This is a genomic window from Caballeronia glathei, from assembly GCF_000698595.1.
GTDB lineage: Bacteria > Pseudomonadota > Gammaproteobacteria > Burkholderiales > Burkholderiaceae > Caballeronia > Caballeronia glathei.
In genome coordinates, this window is the sequence record NZ_JFHC01000020.1 from 73,825 (window position 1) to 98,113 (window position 24,289).

Sequence of the window (24,289 nt, forward strand, 5' to 3'; positions counted from 1 at the left end):
AAAGTCATGTGCGCCGGAATATCGGGCGACGTGCCGGTGTTCGCCCCCATGAACACTCACACAATGACAGTACACAGGAGCCTGAAATGAAGAAGCTTGCCCTTGCCACCGTATCGCTTGCACTGCTCGCCTCGTCGGGCGTTTTCTCCAACGCCTTCGCGCAGGAAGTCACGCGCGCCGAAGTCCGTCAGCAACTCGTGCAGGCAGAGAACAACGGTTCGCGATTCGTGACCGACGCGTCGTACCCCGAAGTCAGCCCGATCTATGCGCAGCAGGTCGCGCGTCTGAAAGCACAGAACGATTCGGGCATGGGCGCGGACACGTCCGGAACGAGCGCGAGCGGTGCGCGCGCACCGATGCACGCGATGACCGTCAACGATGCCTGCGTCGGACCGGCGAGCTTCTGCAAGCCGTACTTCGGAAGCTGATCCGCGTGACAGATGATTCACCGTCTCTCAATCCTTCACGGAGTTTGCAATCATGAAAACGCTTGTCTACATCGCGCTTGCAGTGGGCGCCCTGGCGGGTCCCGCGCTGTCCTTCGCAGACACGGCCAACGACGCGCTGACGCGCGCGCAGGTGCGTGCTGATCTCGTGCGCGCCGAGCACGCGGGGTATCGCCCGATCGGCGAGGACGCGAGCTACCCGGCCGACATTCAGTCCGTCGATGCCAGAATCGCGGCGCAGGACGACCAGCGCGCGACGAGCGCGCTAGGCGGTGCGCAAGAAAACGGTGCATCGCAGTCAGGAGGCGCACCGGCGCGGCAGTGACGCACGAGCCATGTTTTCGATCACCCGGTGAAACCGCTGTTGTTTGGATAAAAAGTCCAAATTAGACAAACGGTTTAAACTGTTGTACCGTACGTCTGCTGATGGGCTGCATGCGAACCGAATGGCGCGCGCCGCGAAGCAACGACACGATCAACGACCCGACAAGGTGAACGAGCATGGCCACACTCCCGGATTTCCGGCTGGAAACGTACTTCTCGAAGTGGGAGTTTTCGGCGCGCTACCACATGACGGCATCCGACGCGGAGAGCATGTCCATCAAGGCGTTGCTCGCGCTTGCGGACGACCGCGACAGGGACGCGTTCGACAACCTCTCGCTCGGCTACACGCAGACTTTCGGCGCGCCCGAGTTGCGCGAGGTGATCGCGGCCACGTACGAGCGTCAGGCGGCGGCGGATATTCTGTGCTTCGCCGGCGCGGAAGAGGGGCTGTATGTGGCGATGCACGCGATCCTCGACAAGGGCGATCACGCGATCGTCGTCACGCCGAACTACCAGTCGTCGGAAACGGTGCCGCTCAGCATCTGCGAGGTCACGGGCGTAGCGCTCGATCCGGCGCGCGGCTGGACGCTCGATATCGATGCGGTCGCGGCGGCCATCCGGCCGAGCACGAAGCTCGTCTCCATCAACTTCCCGCACAACCCGACGGGCAAGATTCTGGAGCGTGACCGTTTCGACGCGCTCGTCGCGCTGTGCCGCCAGCATGGCATCTACCTCTTCAGCGACGAGGCGTATCGCCTGCTCGGCGCCGGCGGCACGCCGCAGCTGCCCGCCGCCGCCGATGTCTACGAGCGCGGGCTCTCGCTTTCCGTGATGTCGAAGCCCTATGGCCTGCCGGGTCTCAGGATCGGCTGGATCGCGTGTCACGACAGGGCACTGCTCTCGCGCATGGAGCGGATGAAGCACTATCTGTCGATCTGCAATTCCGGGCCGGGCGAAGTGCTTGCGCGCATCGCGCTGAAAGCGAAGGACACGATCCTCGCGCGCATTCACGCGCTGATGACGCACAACCTCGCGGTGCTCGACCGCTTCTTCGCGGACTTCGAAGACCGGTTCGAATGGTATCGCCCGGATGGCGGGTGCGTTGCATATCCGCGCTATCTTGGTGCAGAGGGCGTGGAGCAGTTCACGACAGACCTCGTCGAACGAACGGGCGTGCTGCTGCTGCCGTCGAGCATCTACCGCTCCGAGTTGAACCCGGTGCCCGCTGACCGGTTCCGCATCGGCTATGGCCGCGCGAACATCGAAGAGGGTCTCGGCGTCCTGCAGGATTACCTGCGAAGCAGCACGCGATGACGCAGGGCGATCTGTGATGATTGATATCGGCTTTCTGAAAGCGGCGGCCGACGGCATTGCCGCGCTGCTCTTCCCCGATCTGGAAGCGGTCGTGCACGACGCGAGGACGGGGCTCGTCGCGCATATCGCGAATGGCTTCTCGAAGCGCAAGCCCGGCGACCCGTCCCTCATCTCCGACCTGCCTGCCTTGCAGGAAGGCGGCGACGTCATCGGCCCCTACGAGAAGGGCGGGCCCAACAACCGCAAGCTGCGCTCGATCACTATTGTCGCGCGTTCGGAGCAAGGCGAGATCGTGGCGCTGCTCTGCCTGAACTTCGATGTCTCCGCGCTGACCCAGGTACAGAAGCTCCTGAGCGGCTTTGCGGTCGGCGCGCAGTCGCAGGCGCGGCCCGACGCGTTGTTCAGGTCGGACTGGAAGGAAAGGCTCAACGAAATCGCGGAGCAGGTGTCGGCGCAATGCTGTGTGCGCACGAGCGACTTCGGGCGAACGGAGATCACACTGGTGCTCGCGCAGGCGAGGGCGGACGGATTGCTCAGCGTGAGAAATTTCATCGACCATGTTGGCGAATATTTCGGCGTCTCGCGCGCGACGGTCTACAACTACCTCAAGGCCGCGCCCGGCGAAGCCGCCGCAACCCACGGCGACAGCGAACCGGCGAACGGCGCGCAGCGCGTGCGCGCAAAGGCCCCGTCCCGACGCAAGTGGAAGTAACCATGCATTGCATCGCACCGATGCGATCGGGCAGGCACACACGTCTCGCGTCCGAGCGCGAAGACTTGTTCAGTCACGGAATAAATCGGCCCTTCGGCTGTTATCTATGAGGTGGAAAGGCTTGCGGACCCCCAATCGATCAATCGATCCGTACGCCGACACGTTTCTGTCGTAATCGGTGCGTCATGTCCGGACAAAACGCTGCTCGTCCGGTCGGACGCCGAAACGGACCGCCGATACCGCCTACCGCGGAGGCTGCGGTCCATCGCGCACGGCCTGCTTACCGTGGCGGGCCCGGTCCGCGATCGTGCGTAGCAGCACTTCCACGATCGTGGACTCGTTTCGGCATCACTGGCGGCGACAGATGACCCATCTCCAGGAAGATGCTGATGATGCCGTTACCAGTGCCGCAATCGGCCTATCAAAGCAGGGTGTCGCTCAATGAAGTGAGCAAGAGCTACGGCGGCCGGCGGGCGCTGCGCGAGTTCTCGCTCGACGTCGCGGCGGGCGAGTTCCTTGCCGTTCTCGGGCCGAGCGGCAGCGGCAAGACGACGGCGTTGCGTCTCATCGCGGGCCTCGAGACGCCCGACGAAGGACAGGTGTTCATCGAGGGCAGAGATGTCACGTGCGTTCCCGCCGAGCAGCGCGACGTCAACACCGTCTTCCAGAGCTATGCGCTCTTCCCCCATCTGAACGTGCTCGACAACGTCGCATACGGCCCGCGCATGCGCGGCCTCTCCCGCAAGGCACGGCACGCGAGAGCCTACGACCTGCTCGAGCTGGTGCGCCTCTCGGACGCGGCCATGCGCCGTCCGCACGAATTGTCCGGAGGCATGCAGCAGCGGGTCGCGCTTGCCCGCGCGCTTGCCAATGCTCCGGCGGTGCTGCTGCTCGACGAGCCGCTCGGCGCGCTCGACCGCAAGCTGCGCTGCGAGATGCAGCGCGAGCTGCGGCGCGTGCACAGCGAGCTGGCGGGCACCTTCATCTATGTCACGCACGATCAGGAAGAAGCGTTCGCCATGGCGGACCGGCTCGCCGTCATGCGCGAAGGACGCATCGAACAGGTCGGTTCCCCGGCGGAAATCTACGACCGGCCGGCCAATGCATGGGTCGCGCGCTTCGTCGGCGGCGCCAACATGCTCCGCGCGCACGTGGACCGCATCGGCCGCAGCGCGATGCTCACGTCGAGGCCCGGCCTGATCGAAGCCGGCTATTTCGACGAAGACCTGATGAGCGGCGACACCGCGCTCGTGGTCATCAGGCCGGAGGCGACGCGCATCGAACGCAGCGGCCCGACCGCGCTCACCCGCACGAACCGCCTCGCGGCCCGGCTGCTCCACGTGGTCACGGCCGGTCCGTCGCGGCGTCTGAGCGCCGTCACCGCGGACGGCAGCGTCTTCGACTCGATCGAGGCGCGCAAGCCGGGCATGTCGCCAAGCCATGGTCTCGCGCCGGGCAATCCCGTCTTCATCACATTCGATGCCGGTTCGGTACGCGCGTACCGCGACGACTGGTTCGCCTGAGGCTCAGGCAACGCAACGTTCTCCGGCTGACTCGAAAGGTATCGCTTTGATGAAGACAGATTCGCTCACCCTCGACTCGTCGTTGAGCCGCCGCTCCATGCTGCGCCGGCTGGGCGGCGCCTGCGCCACGGCCGCACTGGCGGCATGCGTGCCCGGCGCAGCGGCGGGGGCAGCGCGCCAGCTCGATGTCTACAGCTGGCCGAACTACTTTTCTCCCGGCGACCTGCGCGCCTATGCGCAGAAGTCCGGTGTCACGCCGAACGTCTCGACCTACGACTCCAACGAGACGCTGTTCGCGAGGCTCAACAGCGCGGCGGGCGCGGGCTACGACGTCGTCATTCCCTCGTCGAGCTGGATCTCGCAGCTTGCCCGCAGGGGGCTGCTGCAGCCGATCGACCACGGCAGGCTGAACATCGGCGCGCTCGATCCGAAGCTCATGAACCGTGTGTACGATCCTGGCAACCGGTACTCGATTCCGAAGGACTGGGGCCTGCTCGGCGTGCTCTACGACCCGGATGCGACGGGCGGCGATATCGCGACCTGGGAGGATTTCTTCAGGGCCGGGGAAAGGCCGGGCGTGTCGGGGAAGGTTCGTCTGTCCGTGTCGGGATGGGAGACGATCGGCCCCGAACTCTGGCTGCAGGGCAAGGACTGGAACACGGCGGATGCCGCCGCTATCCGCGCGGCGGCGGGCCGGCTCAAGGGCTTTGCGAAACACGTCAAGTCCTTTTCGGTTCTCGACCCCAACGCCGTCGCGAATGGCTCGATCGTGCTCGCACAGACCCACCAGAGCGCGGCGCGCGCCGCCATCGCGCTCAATCCGAAGCTGAGATGGGCGGTGCCGGGTCCGTTGAGCGAACTGTGGGTGGACAACTACGCGATCGCCGCGAACGCGCCCCATCTCGATCAGGCCTACGATTTCCTCGCCTATCAGCTGCGGCCCGAGGTGCAGATCTCCGAGACGCGGTATCTCGGCTTTCCGGCCGCACTGTCCGATCTGCGCGCGAAGCTCGGCGCGGATGTGCCCAACGCCGACCTCATTTTCGGCGGCAGGAATCTCGACTTCAGCAGGCTGACGTCGTTCGTGGTGAATCCTCAAACAATCGGGGTGTATCTTCAGATGCAGACCGAAATCCAGGCGGCGGCTGGCTAAAGCGTGGTGCGAGTCCTACTTCACCTGTTCGATGAACGTCGCGGCGCCGGCGGGCGATGCGACGGCTGTACCGACCGCGGCGTGGGTCGTCGTCCCGCCACAGCCGGCAATCTGCCGCACCACCTGCTTGCGGGCGTGCCGGCGCTCTGGCTCGCGGTGTTCTTTCTCGCGCCGCTCGCGTTCACCGTGGTGTTCTCGTTCGGACGGCCGACGTTCGGCGGCGTCGTGCCCGACTTCACGCTCGACAACTACGCGGCCGCGCTCTCGGGCTTCTACGGCGCGACTTTCCTCAGGACGATCGCATTCGCGGCGTCGGCCTCGGCGCTTTGCCTCGGCGCCGCATTGCCCGTGGCCTATTTCGTGGCCCGCCATACGCGGCGGCATCGCGCGCTTGCGATCGCGCTCATCGTGGTGCCGTACTTCTCGAGCTTCCTGATCCGCCTGATGTCGCTGCACATGCTGATGTCGCGTGACGGCGCCGTGCAGGGCATGCTCAACGCGCTGCATCTGCACCACGGTCCGCTCGATGTGCTCGATACCCGCACGGCCGTATTCATCGGCATGGTGTACGGCTATCTGCCGATTGCCGTCGTGCCGCTCTTCGTCGTGATCGACCGGATCCCGCGCGCGCTCATCGAGGCGAGCCGCGATCTCGGCGCGTCGCGCTGGCAGACCTTCCGCTTCATCACGCTGCCGATGATCCGCCCCGGCATCGCCACCGCGATTCTTCTGACGATGGTGCCGATGCTCGGCGAACTGGTGGTCCCGAGGCTGCTCGGCGGCGATCGCGGCATGCTGATGGGCCAGGCGATTTCCGCCCAGTACCTGCAATCGCAGAACTACGCGCTCGGCTCCGCGATGGCGGTGCTTGTGCTCGTCGCGGTGGCGATCATCGTCGCGGTGCTCGCCCGCATCACGCGAGGCTTTGCGGAGGTCGGGCGATGACGGCGCGCGAATATGCCCGCACCGGCTGGAAGGAATACGCGACGCATGCGAGCCTGAGGCTGTGGTATGCCGCCGCGGTCGTCTTTCTCTTCGCGCCGATCGTCGCGGCGCTTGTCTATTCGTTCAACCTCGGCGTTCTTGGCAATGAAACCGCCACGCTGACCGGCTGGACCCTGCAATGGTATCCGGCCGCCTGGAACGACCTGACGCTGAGGCATTCGATCGTGTCGAGTCTCGACGTCGCGTTCTGGTCGTCGCTGCTCTCGGTCGTGATCGGTTCGGCGCTGGGCTACGCGATCGTGCGGCATCCGAGCGGCCGCGTGCGTCACCTGCTGGCGGCGCTCACGTATATCCTGCTGATCGTGCCGGAATCCGTGATCGCCGTTTCGCTGCTCCTGCTCTACAGTGTCACGCGAATTTCGCTCGATACCGCGACGCTCGTCACCGGCATCACGCCAATGGCGATCGCCGTGGTCGCGCTCGTGGTTCGTGCGCGCATGCTGACGCTCGACCGCCGCGTGGAAGACGCGGCGGCGGATCTGGGCAGCACACGGCTGAAGACGCTCTGGTTCATCGTGCTGCCGCAACTGACGCCGGCCGTCGCGGCGGGCGGCGTGATGGCGTACACGTTCTCGTTCGACAATCTCGTCGTGTCGGCTTTCCTGTCGACGCCGCAGGTCACCACGCTGCCGGTCTATCTTTATGGCAGCCTTCAGTATGGGCCGTCGCCGACCGTCTACGCTGCGGTGTCGGCCGTCTTCATGTTCACGATGCTGATGCTCGGTCTCGCCGCGGTGCTGTATCGTCTGGCGCGGCGCCCGTTCGCCGCCCGAATCATCCCGTAGACGAGGTTCCCTTCATGCCGATACGTCATGCGAATGCCCTTCTCGATGTGCCGGTCTATCCTGCGGGGCGCTCTGCGCCGCTCGCGGATCGCATCGGACGCCTGCTTTCGAGCACCGGCGATGTGATCTTCGTGCAGGCCGAGGCGATCCTTGCACTCGAAGCCGTCGCAACGAGCATCGCGCGGCCGGGCGTGACGGCGGTGAACATCGTGACGAGCCCCTACGGCGCGTACTTCGGCGCCTGGCTGCGCCGCGCCGGGGCGACGGTGCACGAGCTGGTCGCAGAGCCGGGGCAGCCTGCCGGCATGCAGGCGCTGCGCGCACGGATGGACGCGTTGCCCGCGGTCGATGTCGTCGCGGCCGTTCATGCGGAAGCGGCCAACGGCGTGCTCAATCCGCTCGCCGATATCGCGGCGCTCGCGAAGGCACGCAACGCGCTGCTCGTGATCGATGCGGTGGCGTCGATCGGTGCCCATCCGCTCGATGTCGACGCGCTCGGCATCGACATTGCGGTGATTGGTGCGCAGAAGGGGCTCGCGGGGCCGGCGGGCGTGTCCGCCGTCGCAATGAGCCAGCGGGCGTGGACGCATGTTGCGGCCACGCCCGATTTCGCGCCTTCGAGTCTTTCGCTCGCCGAGATCAGGCGCACCTGGCTCGATCGCGGCCGCGGCGCGTTGCCGGGCATGCCGGCGCCGCTGGAATTCTGGGCGCTGGAGGCGGCGATCGACCGGGTGGAGGCCGAGGGCATCGACAACGTGATCGCCCGCCATCAGCGCGCCGCAATGGCGGCGCGCGCGGGGCTTCGCGCGCTGGGCGTCGAGCCGTGGATCGCCGACGACCGGGCCGCCTCGGCACTCGTCACGTCGGCGCCGGTCCCGGACGGCATCGATGCCCAGGCGCTGATCGACGGCGCCGCGCGATACGGCGTCGCGCTCGGCGCGGGCTTCGGCAATACCGAAGGGCGGCTCGTGCGACTCGACCATACCGGCGCGAAGGCGGCGTTCGATTCAGTGCTGGCGGCGGTTATCGGCTATGGCGCCGCGCTCGTGACGCTCGGGATGGCGGTGGACATCGGCCCCGCTGCGAAAGCGGTTGCGACCGCCTGGGTCGCGCCTCGCGCCGGCGATTGAGTGCGCCCGCGCCGGGAGCCGCCGATGCTGGCCGGCCCTGCCGGGCGTGACGTCAGCAGGGGGTCAGCAGAGGGTCAGCCGGGGCGGCTCAGCGTGCCGGCACCAGCGCATCGACGAGCGCCGAAGCCGTTTGCCGCAGACGCTTCGTGTCGTCGTAGACGCGCTCCATGACGGCGATCCCGCGGGTCATCGTGACGACGATGCCCGCTGCCTGCCGCGGCGGCACGGCGAGTTGCGCGCGTGCTTCGGGGGTGTCGAGCACCTCGACGAGCGCGGCTTCGAGTTCGTCGAGCATGCGTTGCAGCGCGCGGCGCACGCGGGGGGAATCGGGGTCGAGTTCGACGGCGGCCTTGGTCGAAAGACAGCCGCGCGACGGAGAACCCTGCGAAATCGAGCGGATGGCGAACGCGAAAAACGCGGTCAGCGCGTCGCGCAGGTCGGGCTTGGCGAGCGCCTTGCGCACATCGGCGATGAAACGCGCGGCGTAACGCTCGAACACGCGCATGAAAATCTCTTCCTTGTCGCCGTACGCGTTGTAGAGCGAGCCGCGCTGCACGCCGGTGGCCTCCGCCAGATCCAGCATGGACGTTGCCCGGAAGCCCTTGGCCCAGAATACCCCCAGCGCCTCCGAAAATGCGCTGTCTTCGTCGAACTGCCGAACGCCTGCCATGATGCTCCTCGTAAAATGATTCCGTTCAAATGCTATTTTGACGGTCTTGTCGAGAATGCGCAACGTTTCATGGTGCGGGCCCGGGTAATTGCGCCCTGGCCCGGAATAAATGCGCCGGTGCGGGTGTTGTGGTGTTGCGGCCGTTCGGGCCGCGCAAGCGGCGGCAGTGTAGTGCGCACGACGTACATTCTGCGTCGCCTCAGTCCATTCCGGGAGGAAACCCATGAAGACTCCGATGCTCAAACAACGTGACGGCGCCGCCGTCGAAACCGCCGCCGTCGAAGCGTTCCGGCGCGCGTTCAGGGGCGAGGCACTCCTGCCGGACGATGCCGGCTACGATGCGGCGCGGCGCATCTGGAACGCGAGCATCGACAAGCATCCTGGCCTGGTCGCCCGCTGCGCGGTCACCGACGACGTGATCCGCGCGGTGAACTTCGCGCGCGAGAACAATCTGCTGGTGGCGGTCAGGGGCGGCGGCCACAACGTTGCGGGCCGGGCGCTCTGCGACGACGGCATCGTGATCGACCTGTCGGCGCTGAACGCCGTCTCCGTCGACCCGGCAAGGCGCACGGTGACCGTGCAGGGCGGCGCGCTGCTCGGCGACATCGACCGTGCAACGCACCCGCACGGCCTGGCGGTGCCGATGGGCGTGGTCTCGAAGACGGGCATCGCGGGTCTCACGCTCGGCAGCGGGGTCGGCTGGCTCGTGCGCAAGTACGGAATGACGTGCGACAACCTGCTTTCCTGCGACGTCGTCACGGCGAGTGGGGAACTCGTCACGGCCAGCGAAACGTCGAACCCGGACCTGTTCTGGGGTCTGCGCGGCGGCGGCGGCAATTTCGGCATCGTGACGTCGTTCGTATTTCGCGGACAGCCCGTTTCCACGGTGCTGGGCGGCCTGATCCTCTATCCGCGCGACAAGGCGGGCGAAGTGCTGCGCTTCTACCGGGACTTCATCGCGAGCGCGCCGGAAGAATTGACGGCGTATGCCGGGCTCATCTCGACCCCCGAAGGCGTGCCGGCCGTGGGCATGATCCTCTGCTATTGCGGCGATCTCACGCAGGGTGAGCGCGTGCTCGCGCCGGTGCGCGCGTTCGGCACGCCGATGCTCGATGCGGTTCAGCCGATGCCGTTTCCGGCCATGCAGACGCTGCTCGACGACGCGTTCCCGGACCGGACCTACAACTACTGGAAGTCGACGTTCCTGAAGGATCTGACCGACGACACGATCGACCTGTTGATCGATCACGCCAACCGGGTCGAGTCGCCGCTCTCGGGCGTGGTGGTGGAGTACTACGGCGGCGCGGCGAGCCGCGTCGGCCACGGCGAGACCGCATTCGCGCAGCGCGAGGCGAAGTACAACGTCGGGATCACGGCGCAATGGACCGATGCCACGGAGAATGCGAAGCACATCGCCTGGACGAACGCGCTGGCCGATGCGCTCAAGCCGTATTCGAACGGCAGCCAGCTGCTGAACTTTCTCAGCGAGGACAATCAGGACGTGATCCGGGCGGCATTCGGAAGCAATCACGCGCGCCTCGTCGAACTGAAGAACAAGTACGATCCGGCCAATTTCTTCAGCCTCAATCAGAACGTGAAGCCGCGCGCCTGAGTATCGGGCGCCGCAAGGGCCGCTGGCGGGGCACGCGCCTCGCCGGCGGCCCTTGCGCGTCTAGTCCGAATGCAGCATGTCGACGATCGCTTCGGTGATCCCCGTCTGTCCGTATGACGCCCGGTGAATCATGCCGACCGTGCGCGTGATCGGCGGATAGGCGATCGGCACGAGGCGCAGCGACGGGTCCGCGTCCCAGTCGCCGCTGTGCAGCTTCGGCAGCACCGTGACGCCGACGTTCTTGCGCACCAGCGCGACGATCGTCTCGATCGAATTGAGTTCCAGATACTCGTTCACCTCCAGACCGAGCGTGTGCAATGCCTGATCCACGACGAGGCCGGTGCGCACGCGCCGGTCGAAGCGCAGGAAGCCGTGCGCGCGCAGCACGCGCTGAACGTCGGTGTCCGTGACCTCGCGGTTCACGACGAGGATGAGCGGCTCGGTATAGAGCGGCGTCCATATCAGGCCTTCGGGCAGCGTGTCGTCGGGGCGCGCGACCACGGCCGCAATGTCCACTTCGCCTTCATCGACCATCACCGTCAGCTCGTCGGAGCGCGCCGACAGGAGACGCACGTCGAGGAGCGGATGAGCCGTCTTCAGCCCCGCGACGACGAGCGACAGCGCGCCGATCACCGACACCACCGCGCCGATCGTGACCGGCCCCTGCATCGAATTTGCAGGCTTCGCTTCGAGTTGCGCCATCAGGTCGAGGATCTGCTCGACCTTCGGCGATATCTCGCGGCCCGCCCGCGTGAGCGTGATCTGGCGGCCGCTGCGGTCGAACAGTTCGCGGTTGAGCGCCTCTTCGAGCCCGCGCATCTGCAGGCTGACGGCGGCCTGGGTCAGCGCGATCTTGTCCGCGGCGGCGGCGAACGAGCCGGTCTTCGCGACCAGCCGGAAAGTCTTCAGCATGCGGATCGTGAGCATCGATGCTTAAATAAAAATTGAGTGTGATTAAGAAATATTAATATTTTCTGATGCCCGGTGTTCGACATAATCACTAAATGATTTTTTACCGGATTTCGACGCAGTGCTGAAGCAGCAGACCATGAACACGCCTGTCGAGCACCGCCCGGTGCTGGAGGTGGCGGGCTTCTCGCTCAAATTCTCGCGGGACGTGAACGTTCCCAACCTCGTCGACGACGTTTCGCTTGCCGTGAACGCGGGAGAGACGTTGTGCATCGTCGGCGAGTCGGGCTGCGGCAAGAGCGTGACCTCGCTCGCGCTGATGGGCTTGCTGCCGAGCCCGCCCGCCAACATCGTCGCGGGCACGGCCATGTTCGACGGCCGCGACCTGCTGAAGCTTTCCGAGCGCGAACTCGCCGACGTGCGCGGCAACCGCATGTCGATGATCTTTCAGGAGCCGATGACCTCGCTGAATCCGGCGTTCACGGTCGGCCATCAGATTGCGGAGTGCGTCGCGCGGCATCGCGGGCTGGCGCGCGCCGAGGCCCGCGCCGAGGCGCTCGCGATGCTCCGGCTCGTGCGCATTCCCGCGCCCGAGACCCGGCTCGACGCGTATCCGCACGAGCTGTCGGGCGGCATGCGCCAGCGCGTGATGATCGCGATGGCGCTCGCCAACCGCCCGAAGCTCCTGATCGCCGACGAGCCCACCACTGCGCTCGACGTCACCATCCAGGCCCAGGTCCTCTCGCTCGTGCGCAATCTGCAGGCCGAGACCGGCACCGCGATGATCCTGATCACGCACGACCTCGGCGTGGTCGCGGAGGTCGCCGATCACGTCGCGGTGATGTATGCGGGGCGCATCGTGGAATATGGTCCCGTCGCGGAGATATTCGACGATCCGCAGCACCCTTACACGATCGGCCTGATGGGCGCGATCCCGTCGGTCGGCAGGCGCGAAGGGCAGCTCGCGACGATCCGCGGCTCGGTGCCTGCGCCCGAGCGCATGCCGAAGGGCTGCCGCTTCGCGCCGCGCTGTCCGTTCGCGCAAGCGCGATGCATCGATGCGGTGCCGCCCGACAAGCTCGTGGGCGGCACGCATCGCGTGGCCTGCTGGGTCGCGCCGGTGGAAACCTCGATCGGCACGCAACTGCGCGCGGTGACCGCATGAGCGCGATTCTCGAAGCACGCGCGCTCACGAAGCACTTCGGCGGCGCGCGCCATCTGTTCTCGCGCTCGCCGACCGTGTATGCCGTGAACGGCGTCTCGTTCACGGTGCAGGAGGGCGAGACTTTCGCGATCGTCGGCGAATCGGGATGCGGCAAGTCGACGCTCGGACGGCTGCTGCTGCGCCTCATCGACGCAACCGAAGGCCGGGTCATCTATCAGGGCAGGGATATCACGCATCTCGGCGTGCAGGCGCTGCGGCGGCTGCGCCGCGAGATGCAGATCATCTTTCAGGACCCGTTCGCGTCGCTGAATCCCGGCATGACGGTAGCGCGCATCATCGGCGAACCGATCGGGCTGCACGGCCTCGCGCACGGCAAGGCGCGCGCGGAGCGCGTGGCGGAGCTGCTGCGCACGGTCGGCCTGCATCCCGAGTACGCGGACCGTTACCCGCACGAATTCTCCGGCGGCCAGCGCCAGCGCATCGGCATCGCGCGCGCGCTCGCGGGCGAGCCGCGCCTCATCGTCGGCGACGAACCCGTGTCCGCGCTCGACGTCTCCGTGCAGGCGCAGGTGATCAACCTGCTCGAAAAGCTGAAGGCCGATCTCGGCCTCACGCTCATCATGGTCGCGCACGATCTCGCGGTGATCCGGCACATGAGCGATCGCGTGGCGGTGATGTATCTCGGCGAGATCGTCGAACTCGCGAACGTCGACGACCTCTTCGACACGCCGCTGCATCCCTATACGCAGGCGCTCCTGCAGGCAATTCCCGCGAGCAGCCCGCGCGAGCGGCGCGATCGCGTCGCGCTGACGGGCGACCTGCCGAGCCCCACCTCGCCGCCGCCGGGCTGCCGCTTTCATCCGCGCTGTCCGCATGCGAGGCCGGTATGCCGCGAGCAGAAGCCGCCGGCGCAGACGCTCCCCGACGGCCGCTCGGTCTCGTGCCATTTCTGGCGCGACATCCAGAACGCGGGCGGCGGCGCGCCGCTTCGGGCGAGCGTGAGCGCGAAGCTCGTCGAGCGCCTCGCCGTCTATCGCGAACGTCAGGCCGCCACCGATACGGCACGCAACCAGTGATCATTCAAACTCGAAGGAAAGACCGCATGCGTAACATCCTTGTAGCCGGGGTACTTGCTGCAGGCGCCATGAGCGCCGGAAGCGCGATGGCGCAGTCGACCATCCGCATCGGCCTGCAGGACGACATCGGCACGCTCGATCCTGCGCGCAGCAGCCAGGTCGTCGACCGCATGGTGCTCAACTCGCTGTGCAATTCGCTCGTCGACATCTCGCCCGACCTGAAGATCGTGCCGATGCTCGCAACTTCATGGAGCACGAGCGCCGACGGCAAGACGCTGACGATGAAGCTGCGCCACGGCGTGAAGTTCCAGAACGACGAGCCGTTCAACGCAGCCGCGGTGAAGGCCAACATCGACCGCTCGCGCACGCTGCCGGCGAGCAACCGCAAGAGCGAACTGGCGTCGGTGGATCACGTGGACGTGGTCGACGAATACACGGTCAACTTCGTGCTGAAGACGCCCGACTCGGCGCTGCTCGCAACGCTGACCGACCGCGCGGGCATGATGCTCGCGCCCAGGACGCTCGCGGACGACGCGGGCGTCGCGACGCATCCGGTGTGCTCGGGCCCGTACAAGTTCGTGCAGCGCGTGCAGAACGACCGTGTGGTGCTGGAGAAATTCGCGGGCTACTGGGACGCCGACAAGTATTCGATCCAGAAGGTGATCTATCAGCCGGTGCCCGACGCCACCGTACGTCTCGCGAACGTGCGCGCAGGCTCGCTCGACATGCTCGAGCGCCTCGCGCCGTCGGACGTGAACACGGCGAAGAACGACCGCAACCTCAACTTCGTGTCGATCCCGGGGCTCGGCTTCTACGATCTCACGTTCAATATCTCGAACGGCGCGCGTGCGCCGAAGGCGCTCAAGGACAAGCGCGTGCGCGAGGCGTTCGAGCTTTCCATCGACCGCGACGCGATCAACCAGGTGATCGGCGCAGGCATCTTCGCCCCGGCGAATCAGCCGCTGACGGCATCGAGCCCGTACTACGACAAGTCGATCAAGACCACGAAGCGCGATATCCCGAAGGCGAAGGCCCTCCTGAAGGCGGCGGGCTACGACAAGGTCGACGTGGAACTCACGTTCGGCAACAACACCGTGTCGAACCAGATGGCGCAGATGCTGCAGGCCATGCTCTCGGAAGCGGGCATCAACCTCAAGCTGCGTCCGACCGACTATGCCGCGGCGCTCAACGCCGCGCACAAGGGCGATTTCGAGCTGCTGTATCTGGGCTGGTCGGGCCGCATCGATCCGGACGGCAACCTGCATCAGTTCGTGAGCTGCAAGGGCAACCTCAACTATGGCCTCTATTGCAACCCCGAGGTGGACCGCCTGCTCGACGACGCCCGCGTGAAATCGACGGTGGAGCAGCGCAAGCCGCTCTACGACGCGGCCTCGAAGATCCTCGCCGACGAAGACCCGATCGTCTATTTGTACGTACAGCCGTGGCCCTACGTGCTCTCGAAGAAGGTCCAGGGATTTACGCCGTACCCGGACGGGCTGATCCGCCTGCGCGGCATGAGCATCAAGGGGTGAGGGGTCATGCTGCGCATCATCGCCAACCGCGTGCTGGTTGCCATCCCGACGCTGATACTCGTGTCGATGATGATCTTCGGCTTGCAGAAGATGCTGCCGGGCGACCCGGTCCTCGCGATGGCGGGCGAGGACCAGAATCCGCAGGTCATCGCGATGCTGCGCGCGAAGTATCACCTCGATGAACCCGTGCCCGCGCAGTACGTGCTGTGGATGAAGGACATGCTGCGCGGCGATCTGGGCGCGTCGATCCGCACCGACGTTCCGGTGACGACGCTGATCGCGCAGAAGCTGCCGGTCACGTTGCAACTGGCGGTGATGGGCATGATCCTCGCAATCGGGATCGGCCTGCCGCTCGGGGTGCTGTCGGCGGCGAACAAGGGGCGCGCGCTCGACTACGGCGCGAACGTGCTCGCGCTCTCCGGCATGTCGATTCCCAACTTCTGGCTCGGCATCATCCTGATCTTCGTGGTGTCGGTGCGCTGGCATCTGCTGCCTTCGTCGGGCTACGTGTCGCCGTCGGAGGATTTCTGGATGAGCATCAAGACCATGCTGATGCCCGCGTTCGTGCTGGGCGCGGCGCTCGGCGCGCAGCTGATGCGCCATACGCGCAGCGCGATGCTGAGCGTGCTGCGCACCGACTACATCCGCACCGCGCGCGCGAAGGGTCTCCTGCGCGGCACGGTGGTCATCAAGCACGCGTTCCGCAATGCGCTGATTCCGATCGTGACCGTGCTCGCGCTGCTGTTCGGCGAACTGCTCGCGGGCGCCGTGCTCACGGAGCAGGTGTTCACGATTCCGGGCTTCGGCAAGCTGATCGTCGATGCGGTGTTCAACCGCGATTACGCGGTCGTGCAGGGCGTGGTGCTCGTAACCGCGGTCAGTTTCATCGTGGTGAATCTGTTCGCCGATGTCCTTTATATCCTGCTCAACCCGAGGCTGAGGCGAAGCTGATGGCCACGCTCCCTGTTATCGCCGCCGAGAAGCTGCCGCGCAGGCGGCATCGCGGCCTGGCGAAGTTCATGAAGAATCGCGCCGCCGTCGCGGGCGCGTTGATTGTCGCGCTGGTCGTTCTGGTCGCGCTGTTCGCGCCGTGGCTCGCGCCTTACGACCCGGTTCAGGCAAGCTTCATGACCGTGCGCAAGGCGCCCGACGCCGCGCACTGGTTCGGCACCGACGAACTCGGCCGCGACGTGCTGAGCCGCATGATCTGGGGCGCGCGGGCGTCGCTGCTCGCGGGCGTGGTGTCGGTCGGCATCGCGGTCGCGATCGGCGTGCCGCTCGGATTGCTCGCGGGCTACTTCGGCAAGCTCGTCGACGGCGTCATCTCGCGGCTCGCCGACGCGCTCCTGTCCATCCCGTTCCTGATCCTCGCGATCGCGCTCGCCGCGTTTCTCGGCCCGAGCCTGACGAACGCGATGATCGCGATCGGCGTCTCCGCGATGCCGCGGTTCGTGCGTCTTACACGCGGCCAGGCGCTCAGCGTGAAGGCCGAGGACTACGTGGAAGGCGCGCGCGCCATCGGTCTCGGCGACTTCCGGATCATCGTGCGGTATATCCTGCCGAACGTGCTGCCGCCGATCATCGTGCAGGCGAGCCTGACGGTCGCCATGGCGATCATCGCGGAGGCGAGCCTGTCGTTTCTCGGACTCGGGCAACTGCCGCCGGCGCCTTCGTGGGGATCGATGCTGAACACCGCGAAGGACTTCGTCGATCAGGCGCCGTGGATGTCCATCTTCCCGGGCATCGCCATTTTCCTGGCGGTGCTAGGCTTCAACCTGCTGGGCGACGGATTGCGCGACGCCCTCGATCCCCGCGAGCTTTGACGCTCCGCAAGCACACACGACTCGTATGACTTCATTCAATTGGCAAAACCCTTATCCGACGCCGCGCATGCCGGTGTTCGCACGCAACATCGTTTCGACCTCGCATCCGCTCGCGGCTCAGGCCGGCCTGCGCATGTTGTGGAAGGGCGGCAACGCGGTCGATGCGGCGATTGCCGCTGCGGCCGCGATCACGGTCGTCGAGCCGGTTTCGTGCGGCCTGGGCGGCGATGCGTTCGCGCTCGTCTGGGACGGCGCGAAGCTGCACGGCCTGAATGCGTCGGGTGTGGCGCCGGCCGCATGGAACGTGGACTACTTCAGGCGCAAGTACGGCGAGGAAAACGGCGTGGCGATCCAGCCCAAGCGCGGCTGGGACGCGGTGACGGTGCCGGGCGTGATCGCGGGATGGGAGGCGCTCCATGCGAAGTTCGGCTCGCTGCCGTTCGGCGACCTGATGCAGCCGGCCATCGAGATTGCGGAGCGCGGGCACGCGGTAGCGAGCATCGTCGCGCACAAGTGGGCGGCCGCTATTCCCGATCTGAAGGACCAGCCGGGCTTCGCCGACGTGTTCATGCCGCGCGGCCGCGCGCCCGAGGTGAGCGAGCTCGTGCGCTTTCCCGGCCACGCGAAGACGCTGCGCATGCTGGCCGAGCAGGGGCCGCGCGCGTACTACGAAGGCGAGACGGCCGACAAGATCGCGGCGTTCGCGAAGCAGCACGGCGGCGCGATGACGGCGGCCGACCTGCGCGCCTATCGCGCGGAGTGGGTCGAGCCGATCGCGAAGGACTATCGCGGCTACACGGTCCACGAGATTCCGCCGAACGGGCAGGGCATCGCCGCACTGATCGCGCTCGGCATCCTGGACAAGTTCGACGTGAAGTCGCTCACCGTCGACAACATCGAGTCGCAGCATTTGCAGATCGAGGCGATGAAGCTCGCGTTCGCCGACCTGTACCGTTACGTGGCCGACCCCCGCTCGATGGACGTGACGCCGGCGCAGATGCTCGACGACGCCTACCTCACCGAGCGCGCGAAGCTGATCGATCCGAAGAAGGCGACGCAGTTCGATTTCGGCATGCCGAAGGCGGGCGGCACGATCTACATGTCGGTGGCGGACGAGCGCGGCATGATGGTGAGCTTCATTCAGTCGAACTACATGGGCTTTGGCTCGGGCGTGGTGGTGCCGGACACGGGCATCTCGCTGCAGAACCGGGGCTGCGGATTCTCGATGGACCCGAAATCGGTGAACGTGGTGGAGGGCGGCAAGCGGCCGTTTCACACGATCATCCCGGCGTTCCTCACGCAGGACGTGAACGGCACGCGCGAGGCGGTGATGAGCTTCGGCGTGATGGGCGGCGACATGCAGCCGCAGGGCCACGTGCAGTCGATCGTGAGGATGCTCGACTACGGCCAGCAGCCGCAGGCCGCGTGCGATGCGCCGCGCTGGAAGGTGAACCGCGACTTCAGCATCGACGTCGAAGCGACGCTGAACCAAAAGACCGCGTCGGCGCTGCAGGCGCTGGGCCATACGATCAAGTCGATCGAAGACCCCTACATGGACTTCGGCTCCGGCCAGTACATCTGGAAGCTCGATCGCAATGATCCCGAGCGCGGCTACGTCGCGGCCAGCGACAGCCGCCGCGACGGGCTCGCCGCAGGCTTCTGAGCAGGCGCCCGGCGGGTGGCGCCGGGCTCGGGGATGTCAGGCCTTGTCCGGTGCCACCAGTCCCGCGCGGCTTTGCGCGCCCCATGCGCGCTGGCGGCGCAGGAAGTAGAGCCAGCCGAGCGCCGCGCCCCAGTGGCGCAGCAGCTGGAACGTGAACGGCTCCGCGATCGAGGCGAGCACCGCCATGCCGAACGCAGACCCGGCGCGCTCGCCCGTCCAGCGCCGGTACAGATGCACCGACCAGAGGTGGAACGCGAAGTCGAGCGCGATCTTTCCGCCGATCACGCCGAACGCCGGCCCGACAATCGTGCCCCGTCCCTCGCAAATGAAGCCGATCAGCAGCGCAAACGCCGTCAGGCCGTAGATGGGCTGCAGCGTGTCGAACGCCTTCACGGGCAGCATCAGCAGGCCGAGCGTGCCATAGCGGCGGTTGCCCGTCATGTCGCGATTCCAGTACTGCGTCTGCAGGAAGCCCGCGAACCAGCGGCGGCGCTGGCGCAGGAACGTGCCGAAGCTGCTCGGCGCATCGGTATGCGCATGAGCGTCGCCGACCACGCGCACGTCCCAGTCGAGCCCGTGATCCACCGCGTAGCGGCGCAGGCGGTGGATCAGCTCGTAGTCTTCGACGAGGCACTGCGGATCGAACCCGCCGACCGTGACGAGCGCGTCGCGGCGAAACGTGGCGAACGCGCCCGAGATCAGCAGCAGGCTGTCGGCGCGCATCCATGCGAAGCGCGAGATGAAGTTGCGGATGTATTCGTAGGTCTGGAACCACTGGAAGAAGCGGCCCGACATCGTCCTGCTGCACACCGGCACGAGGATGCCCGCCGCCGCGACGAGCTTGCCGCTTTCCGCGAACGCCCGGCGCATCGCGAGCGTGGCGTCGGGCGCGAGCAGCGTATCGGCGTCGACGGTCATGACGGTCTCGGTGGTCATCGCGGTGAGCGCGGCGTTCAGCGCGCGCGCCTTGCCGCCATGCGGCACGCGCATCCAGTACAGGTTCGGATGCAGCGTGCTCGGCGCGCTCAGTTCGCCTTCGGGCGCTGCGACGAGGCCGTAGCGGCAGACGAGCAGCGCGATGGTGCCGTCGGTGGAACCGTCGTCGGCGATCACGATCTGCGCGGGCCCGTGCTCCTGCGCGAGCAGCGCGTCGAGCGTGATCGGCAGCACGGCGGCTTCATTGTGCGAGGCGACGATCACGCCGAGGCCCGGCATGTCGCCGCTATCCGGCATGGGCGCGCGAGGCCGTGCGGGCATCGCGAGCGGCAGGGTCTTCACGGCGACGAAAAGCAGCAGGATGGTGTCGTAGATCACGTAGGCGATGCCCGTCGACCATGCCACCACGCCGTGCAGAAAGAACGCGCGGGCGAACAGCAGACCCCACAGCACGACGACGCTGCAATGAATGACGATGCCCGGCACGGTGAACCCGCGCGGCGCGATGCGCGGCGAAGCGATCGCGAGGGCGTCTTCGAGAGAGGTTTTCAAGGAGCGTTCCGGTTCCGGTTGCGGTTCCTGCCGCGATGTAACGAGCCTCAGAGGCGTGCGCGCGTTCATGGGACCATCCTCGAGATGACCGAGCGCCGGTCGATCCAGGAATGCTTCAGCGCGCCGCCGATGTGCATTGCGAACAGCGCGTACAGCGCGTAGCCGAACCACGTGTGCAGCATCCCGAGGCGCGTATGCAGCGTCTCCCTCACCTGCGGGTCGATATGCTCGATGAAGCCGACGCGCGGCCACGTGAAGAGGCCGAAGTAGTACATCGGATGCGTGGCCGCGTCCTTCCATGCGGAGTCGTGCATCCAGCCGGAAAGCGGCAGCGCGATCATCAGCAGGTAGAGCAGGAAGTGCGCGACATGCGCCGCGATCTGCTCGAGCTTCGGAAAGCTGCGCGGCATCGGCGGCGGCCGATGCGTGGTGCGCCACAGGATGCGCAGGATCACGAGGCCGAGCACCGTGATGCCGATCGACTTGTGCGTATCGATCGCGAAGCGGACCATGCTGTCGGGCAGCGATTCGCTGCCGAGACCGAGCATGACGTTCACGATGATCAGCAGCGCGATGGTCCAGTGGAGCACCATCGCGGTGCGGGTGTATTTCGAGGCGGGCTCCGCCGCCATCTGTTCGAAGGTGCTGCGGGTGTTGGTGAGGCTCATGGGGTCCGTTCGTTCATGTGGGCGCCGCTTTCGCAGGGCAGCGCTAACCGTTCCTAGATGAACGATCCGTGTACGCGATTTATTCCAGCGGCGCCGGCGGCAATCGATTGCGCGATATTTCCTTACGAAGTGCATGCGCGTGATCCGTGATGCGTGGCGCGGCTGACCGGCGGCCCGCGCTCAAGACATTTGAAATCCGGCCGATATACAGGTAGCCGGGTAGTGTTGACAGGTGGCGCGCCCGCGCCGGTACCCGTGCGAAAGGCTCGCCGGGTTCGTGGTTCGCGGGTTGCGCTCGTTGTATCAGGCAGGAATTCATGAATAACCAGGTGATCACGTTCAGCCTGCCGCGCTGGCGGCTGACGCGGTGGCTGCTGCACGCGGGTCACGACGTGCCGGACGATATCCGCTCCGCACTGGTCGCGAGCCTGTTCGGCACGCTGCCGATCTTCGCGGGTGGCGTGGTCAATACGATCGCCGTGTCGCTCGTCATCGCGCTGCGCCGGCCCACGGCACCCTTCGTCACGTGGTTCGTGATCGAGGTGATCCTGTGCTCGGCGCGACTCGTGCTGCTCCTGATGGCGCATCGCACCGCCGCGTCCGGCAGGCGCACGCCTACCGACAGCTATGTCCTGCTCGCGGTGCTGTGGGGCGCGAGCGTCGGCTATGGCGCGTTCGTCAGCATTCTGAGCGGCGACTGGGTGGCGGCGACCCTCTCGTGTCTTTCGGCGGCCGCGATGGTGGGCGGCATCTGCTTCCGGAACTTCGGCGCGCCGCGTCTCGTCGCCGTGATGATCCTGCTCTCGCTCGGGCCGTGCTGTCCGGCGGGCGCCCTTTCCGGCCAGCCGGTGCTGCTGCTCGTCCTGATCCAGATACCGTTCTATCTGTTCGCGATGAGCATCGCGGCGTTCCGGCTGAACAAGCTGCTCGTGTCCACGATGAAGGCCGAGCGGGAAAACGACCGCCGCGCGAGGCACGACCTGCTCACCGGCCTGCCGAACCGCGCGGGTCTGGTTCATGCGATCGACGCCATGTCGGGCGGCCTCGCGCCGGGCGCGCACCGGGCGGCGATCTTCTATCTGGACCTGGACGGCTTCAAGCCGGTCAACGACCGCTACGGCCACGCCGCCGGCGATGCGCTGCTGATCGGCGTGTCGCAACGTTTGCGCGCGTGCGTGCGGGCATGCGACGTGGTCGCGCGCATCGGCGGCGACGAGTTCGTGCTGCTGGTTCAGCGGGTGAAGCGCGCCGACGTGCCGCCGCTCGCCGACAGCCTGATCGAAACGGTCTCGCAGCCGTTCGATCTCGGCCACGCGAACTCGATCCGCATCAGCGCGAGCATCGGCGTCGCGCTGGTGCCCGATCACGGCGAGGACATCGACACCATCCTGAAGGCGGCCGACGGCGCGCTTTATGCCGCGAAGGCGCGGGGGCAAGACGTGCTGGGCCCTCGCGGCGCCCGCGGCGCACGCGTGATGCGCCGCCGCGGGCGGCCGCTCGTGTCCGCTGCCCGCGTGCAGTACGATAGCGACGTCGACACGTGAATAGCGGAGAGCGATCATGGGACTTCACTGGTTGCGCTCCGCGCTCGCCGCGGCGGGATGCCTTGGCGTCATGTCGGCGGCGAGTCTCGCGGCCGGCACGGCTTCCGCACCGAATTCCGCGCCGACTGCTCCGCCCCTGGTCTACGTGACCGATTTCGAGCTCGACGTGGCCGATGTCGAGCCCGACAGCGGCCCGGGCTCGCGCGCGCGGCGTCTCGCGGGCGGCATCCTGCCGCGCGGCCCGCTGCACTCGCAGCAGGACCCGCAGGCGCACGCGCGCGAGATCGTCTCGCAGATGTCGGAGCAACTGACGGCGGATCTGACGAAGGCGGGCCTCGACGCGCGCCGCCTGCTGCCCGGCGCGCCCGTGCCGCCGAGCGGCTACCGGGTGCGCGGCGTGTTTCTGAACGTCGACGAGGGCAACCGCCTGCGGCGCGCGGTCGTGGGCTTCGGCGCGGGCCAGAACGACCTGCAGGTCGCGGTTTCCCTCGACGATCTTTCCTCGCCGCAGCAGGGGCCGCTCTATGAAAACGTCGAGGAAAGCACGAGCCGCGACAAGCCGGGCGCGATCGTGAAACTCAATCCCTATGTGATCGCGGCGAAGTTCGTGCTCGACGGCCGCGACGAGCATTCGACCATCGAGCGCGCCGCCGGGCAGATCTCGGAGACGGTCGTCGGGCGGCTGCGCGCTGTGCCGCCGCGCTAGCGCCGTCACTTCGGCGCACGATTCGTCATACCGCAAAGGAACACTTTTGGAACTGCGCCAGCTTCGCTACTTCGTTCGTGTCGTCGAGTACGGCAGCATGGGCCGCGCCGCGGCGGACCTCGGTGTCGTGACGTCGGCGCTGAGCCAGCAGATCAGCCGGCTGGAGAGCGAACTGTCCACGCGCCTGCTGCAGCGCACGGCCAATGGCGTGCGCCCCACTGACGCGGGCCTCGCGTTCTGGCGTCAGGCCCAGCTCGCGCTGCGCCACGTCGACGACGCCGCGCACGCGGCCCGGCACGCGCGCCTGTCGGGCCATGTGAGCGTCGGCATGGCGCCGAGCACGACGGGCGTGCTCGGCCTCGCGTTCATGCGCGCGATGCGCGAGCGCTACCCCGACGTGCGCCTGCGCATGGTGGAGAGCCTCTCCGGCCATCTCGCCACGATGCTGAGCGCGCGCCAGATCGACCTCGCCATCCTGTTCCAGAGCGGCGCCGCCAGGCGCTTCAGCGCGACGCCCCTACTCGACGAACGCCTTTTCGCCATATCGTCTGCGCAGTTCGAGCCGATGCCCGGCGGCAAGAAAGTGAAGCTCGCGCAGATCGCGCCGCTTCCGCTGATTCTCCCGAGCGGCCCGCATGGCCTGCGCTCGCTGCTCACCACCGCCTTCGCGCGGGTGAAGTGCGAGCCGAACATCGTCGCGGAGATCGACGGCCTCGCGATGCTGATGGATGCCGTAGGCGGCGGGCTCGGCGTGACGATCCAGCCGGGCGCGGCGCTCGCGCGGCGCGACCCGTCGTCGTTTCGCGCGCTCGCCATCAGCGACGCCCACATGGTGCGCCCGAACCAGCTCGTGAGCCTGTCCGACGACGAGCTTTCGCCCGCCGGCCTCGCGGCGCGCGTGGTGCTCGCGGATGTCGCCCGCACGCTCGTCGCGCGCGGCGAATGGGCGGGCGCGACGCTCGCGGCAGACACCCGTCCGGTCCCGAGCCAGCCCCTTCACGATTCGTGAACACCCATTGCCAGCTTGATGCTGGCGGCTGA

General features: G+C 66.8%; 23 protein-coding genes. 19 read left to right on the forward strand and 4 right to left on the reverse strand.

The window, feature by feature from the left end; genetic code table 11:
- The first annotated feature begins 86 nt into the window (after nt 1-86).
- The 9 genes from BG61_RS14820 to BG61_RS14860 all read left to right on the forward strand — a co-directional run bounded on the left by BG61_RS14820 (nt 87) and on the right by BG61_RS14860 (nt 8,392).
- Nucleotides 87-428: a DUF4148 domain-containing protein gene (locus tag BG61_RS14820; protein ID WP_035934178.1), complete on the forward strand. Its 342-nt coding sequence runs from the start codon at nt 87-89 to the stop codon at nt 426-428.
- Between the two features lie 52 nt (nt 429-480).
- Nucleotides 481-771 carry a DUF4148 domain-containing protein gene (locus BG61_RS14825; RefSeq protein ID WP_051672533.1) on the forward strand — a complete coding sequence of 97 codons (291 nt, stop codon included), beginning with the start codon at nt 481-483 and terminating at the stop codon, nt 769-771.
- Nucleotides 772-947: 176 nt separating this feature from the next.
- Nucleotides 948-2,084: an aminotransferase class I/II-fold pyridoxal phosphate-dependent enzyme gene (locus BG61_RS14830; protein ID WP_035934177.1), complete on the forward strand. Its 1,137-nt coding sequence runs from the start codon at nt 948-950 to the stop codon at nt 2,082-2,084.
- Between the two features lie 16 nt (nt 2,085-2,100).
- The gene (locus BG61_RS14835) at nt 2,101-2,796 is read left to right on the forward strand and encodes a helix-turn-helix transcriptional regulator (RefSeq protein WP_081868070.1); all 696 of its coding nucleotides are present in this window, start codon (nt 2,101-2,103) and stop codon (nt 2,794-2,796) included.
- Nucleotides 2,797-3,185: 389 nt separating this feature from the next.
- The gene (locus BG61_RS14840) at nt 3,186-4,319 is read left to right on the forward strand and encodes an ABC transporter ATP-binding protein (RefSeq protein ID WP_161783677.1); all 1,134 of its coding nucleotides are present in this window, start codon (nt 3,186-3,188) and stop codon (nt 4,317-4,319) included.
- A gap of 49 nt (nt 4,320-4,368) precedes the next feature.
- Entirely contained in the window at nt 4,369-5,472 is a 1,104-nt protein-coding gene (locus BG61_RS14845) for an ABC transporter substrate-binding protein (RefSeq protein ID WP_035934176.1), read from the forward strand.
- Nucleotides 5,473-5,553: 81 nt separating this feature from the next.
- Nucleotides 5,554-6,417, forward strand: a complete 864-nt coding sequence (locus tag BG61_RS14850; protein ID WP_051672535.1) for an ABC transporter permease — start codon at nt 5,554-5,556, stop codon at nt 6,415-6,417.
- Nucleotides 6,414-7,262: an ABC transporter permease gene (locus BG61_RS14855; RefSeq protein WP_035934174.1), complete on the forward strand. Its 849-nt coding sequence runs from the start codon at nt 6,414-6,416 to the stop codon at nt 7,260-7,262. Before BG61_RS14850 ends, BG61_RS14855 begins: the two co-directional genes overlap by 4 nt.
- Before the next feature lie 14 nt (nt 7,263-7,276).
- Nucleotides 7,277-8,392 carry a pyridoxal-phosphate-dependent aminotransferase family protein gene (locus tag BG61_RS14860; RefSeq protein WP_035934172.1) on the forward strand — a complete coding sequence of 372 codons (1,116 nt, stop codon included), beginning with the start codon at nt 7,277-7,279 and terminating at the stop codon, nt 8,390-8,392.
- Nucleotides 8,393-8,480: 88 nt separating this feature from the next.
- Here the strand turns inward: BG61_RS14860 and BG61_RS14865 are convergent, their stop codons facing one another.
- On the reverse strand, nt 8,481-9,062 hold the full coding sequence (locus BG61_RS14865) for a TetR/AcrR family transcriptional regulator (protein ID WP_035934170.1): 582 nt from the start codon (nt 9,060-9,062) through the stop codon (nt 8,481-8,483).
- Nucleotides 9,063-9,285: 223 nt separating this feature from the next.
- Between BG61_RS14865 and BG61_RS14870 the strand changes: the two genes are divergently transcribed.
- On the forward strand, nt 9,286-10,674 hold the full coding sequence (locus tag BG61_RS14870) for an FAD-binding oxidoreductase (protein WP_051672536.1): 1,389 nt from the start codon (nt 9,286-9,288) through the stop codon (nt 10,672-10,674).
- A 60-nt stretch (nt 10,675-10,734) separates the two neighbouring features.
- Here the strand turns inward: BG61_RS14870 and BG61_RS14875 are convergent, their stop codons facing one another.
- Nucleotides 10,735-11,601 carry a LysR family transcriptional regulator gene (locus BG61_RS14875; RefSeq protein WP_035934169.1) on the reverse strand — a complete coding sequence of 289 codons (867 nt, stop codon included), beginning with the start codon at nt 11,599-11,601 and terminating at the stop codon, nt 10,735-10,737.
- 121 nt (nt 11,602-11,722) lie between these two features.
- On the opposite strand from BG61_RS14875, the gene BG61_RS14880 reads away from it, so the two are divergent.
- The 6 genes from BG61_RS14880 to ggt are packed head-to-tail and all read left to right on the forward strand — an operon-like array spanning nt 11,723 to nt 18,842.
- Complete coding sequence (locus BG61_RS14880; protein WP_035934235.1) at nt 11,723-12,748, forward strand: ABC transporter ATP-binding protein; 1,026 nt, start codon at nt 11,723-11,725, stop codon at nt 12,746-12,748.
- The gene (locus BG61_RS14885) at nt 12,745-13,824 is read left to right on the forward strand and encodes an ABC transporter ATP-binding protein (RefSeq protein ID WP_035934167.1); all 1,080 of its coding nucleotides are present in this window, start codon (nt 12,745-12,747) and stop codon (nt 13,822-13,824) included. The genes BG61_RS14880 and BG61_RS14885 overlap by 4 nt, the downstream gene beginning before the upstream one ends.
- A 26-nt stretch (nt 13,825-13,850) precedes the next feature.
- The gene (locus tag BG61_RS14890) at nt 13,851-15,356 is read left to right on the forward strand and encodes an ABC transporter substrate-binding protein (RefSeq protein ID WP_035934165.1); all 1,506 of its coding nucleotides are present in this window, start codon (nt 13,851-13,853) and stop codon (nt 15,354-15,356) included.
- A gap of 6 nt (nt 15,357-15,362) precedes the next feature.
- A complete protein-coding gene (locus BG61_RS14895; RefSeq protein ID WP_035934163.1) occupies nt 15,363-16,307 on the forward strand; it encodes an ABC transporter permease in 945 nt (314 codons plus the stop codon).
- Nucleotides 16,307-17,179: an ABC transporter permease gene (locus BG61_RS14900; RefSeq protein WP_035934161.1), complete on the forward strand. Its 873-nt coding sequence runs from the start codon at nt 16,307-16,309 to the stop codon at nt 17,177-17,179. Before BG61_RS14895 ends, BG61_RS14900 begins: the two co-directional genes overlap by 1 nt.
- Nucleotides 17,180-17,204: 25 nt before the next feature.
- Entirely contained in the window at nt 17,205-18,842 is a 1,638-nt protein-coding gene (gene ggt, locus BG61_RS14905) for a gamma-glutamyltransferase (RefSeq protein WP_035934158.1), read from the forward strand.
- A 36-nt stretch (nt 18,843-18,878) separates the two neighbouring features.
- Here the strand turns inward: ggt and BG61_RS14910 are convergent, their stop codons facing one another.
- Together BG61_RS14910 and BG61_RS14915 are read right to left on the reverse strand one after the other, a co-directional pair.
- Nucleotides 18,879-20,330, reverse strand: a complete 1,452-nt coding sequence (locus tag BG61_RS14910) for a glycosyltransferase family 2 protein (protein WP_035934233.1) — start codon at nt 20,328-20,330, stop codon at nt 18,879-18,881.
- Nucleotides 20,331-20,395: 65 nt separating this feature from the next.
- The gene (locus BG61_RS14915) at nt 20,396-20,998 is read right to left on the reverse strand and encodes a cytochrome b (RefSeq protein ID WP_051672537.1); all 603 of its coding nucleotides are present in this window, start codon (nt 20,996-20,998) and stop codon (nt 20,396-20,398) included.
- Nucleotides 20,999-21,315: 317 nt separating this feature from the next.
- Between BG61_RS14915 and BG61_RS14920 the strand changes: the two genes are divergently transcribed.
- Genes BG61_RS14920 through BG61_RS14930 form a run of 3 tightly spaced genes read left to right on the forward strand, consistent with a single transcriptional unit; the run spans nt 21,316 to nt 24,257 of the window.
- Nucleotides 21,316-22,542 (forward strand): GGDEF domain-containing protein, encoded by a 1,227-nt coding sequence (locus tag BG61_RS14920; protein WP_063741025.1) that lies wholly within the window; start codon nt 21,316-21,318, stop codon nt 22,540-22,542.
- Between the two features lie 16 nt (nt 22,543-22,558).
- Entirely contained in the window at nt 22,559-23,248 is a 690-nt protein-coding gene (locus BG61_RS14925; protein ID WP_035934157.1) for a DUF4410 domain-containing protein, read from the forward strand.
- 46 nt (nt 23,249-23,294) lie between these two features.
- A complete protein-coding gene (locus tag BG61_RS14930; RefSeq protein WP_035934156.1) occupies nt 23,295-24,257 on the forward strand; it encodes a LysR family transcriptional regulator in 963 nt (320 codons plus the stop codon).
- Nucleotides 24,258-24,289: the final 32 nt, after the last annotated feature.

Coding starts and splice junctions, on each gene's coding strand:
- BG61_RS14820 (WP_035934178.1), top strand. CDS start 87: ATGAAGAAGCTTGCCCTTGCCACCGTATCGCTTGCACTGCTCGCCTCG.
- BG61_RS14825 (WP_051672533.1), top strand. CDS start 481: ATGAAAACGCTTGTCTACATCGCGCTTGCAGTGGGCGCCCTGGCGGGT.
- BG61_RS14830 (WP_035934177.1), top strand. CDS start 948: ATGGCCACACTCCCGGATTTCCGGCTGGAAACGTACTTCTCGAAGTGG.
- BG61_RS14835 (WP_081868070.1), top strand. CDS start 2,101: ATGATTGATATCGGCTTTCTGAAAGCGGCGGCCGACGGCATTGCCGCG.
- BG61_RS14840 (WP_161783677.1), top strand. CDS start 3,186: ATGATGCCGTTACCAGTGCCGCAATCGGCCTATCAAAGCAGGGTGTCG.
- BG61_RS14845 (WP_035934176.1), top strand. CDS start 4,369: ATGAAGACAGATTCGCTCACCCTCGACTCGTCGTTGAGCCGCCGCTCC.
- BG61_RS14855 (WP_035934174.1), top strand. CDS start 6,414: ATGACGGCGCGCGAATATGCCCGCACCGGCTGGAAGGAATACGCGACG.
- BG61_RS14860 (WP_035934172.1), top strand. CDS start 7,277: ATGCCGATACGTCATGCGAATGCCCTTCTCGATGTGCCGGTCTATCCT.
- BG61_RS14865 (WP_035934170.1), bottom strand. CDS start 9,062: ATGGCAGGCGTTCGGCAGTTCGACGAAGACAGCGCATTTTCGGAGGCG.
- BG61_RS14870 (WP_051672536.1), top strand. CDS start 9,286: ATGAAGACTCCGATGCTCAAACAACGTGACGGCGCCGCCGTCGAAACC.
- BG61_RS14875 (WP_035934169.1), bottom strand. CDS start 11,601: ATGCTCACGATCCGCATGCTGAAGACTTTCCGGCTGGTCGCGAAGACC.
- BG61_RS14880 (WP_035934235.1), top strand. CDS start 11,723: ATGAACACGCCTGTCGAGCACCGCCCGGTGCTGGAGGTGGCGGGCTTC.
- BG61_RS14885 (WP_035934167.1), top strand. CDS start 12,745: ATGAGCGCGATTCTCGAAGCACGCGCGCTCACGAAGCACTTCGGCGGC.
- BG61_RS14890 (WP_035934165.1), top strand. CDS start 13,851: ATGCGTAACATCCTTGTAGCCGGGGTACTTGCTGCAGGCGCCATGAGC.
- BG61_RS14895 (WP_035934163.1), top strand. CDS start 15,363: ATGCTGCGCATCATCGCCAACCGCGTGCTGGTTGCCATCCCGACGCTG.
- BG61_RS14900 (WP_035934161.1), top strand. CDS start 16,307: ATGGCCACGCTCCCTGTTATCGCCGCCGAGAAGCTGCCGCGCAGGCGG.
- ggt (WP_035934158.1), top strand. CDS start 17,205: ATGACTTCATTCAATTGGCAAAACCCTTATCCGACGCCGCGCATGCCG.
- BG61_RS14915 (WP_051672537.1), bottom strand. CDS start 20,998: ATGAGCCTCACCAACACCCGCAGCACCTTCGAACAGATGGCGGCGGAG.
- BG61_RS14920 (WP_063741025.1), top strand. CDS start 21,316: ATGAATAACCAGGTGATCACGTTCAGCCTGCCGCGCTGGCGGCTGACG.
- BG61_RS14925 (WP_035934157.1), top strand. CDS start 22,559: ATGGGACTTCACTGGTTGCGCTCCGCGCTCGCCGCGGCGGGATGCCTT.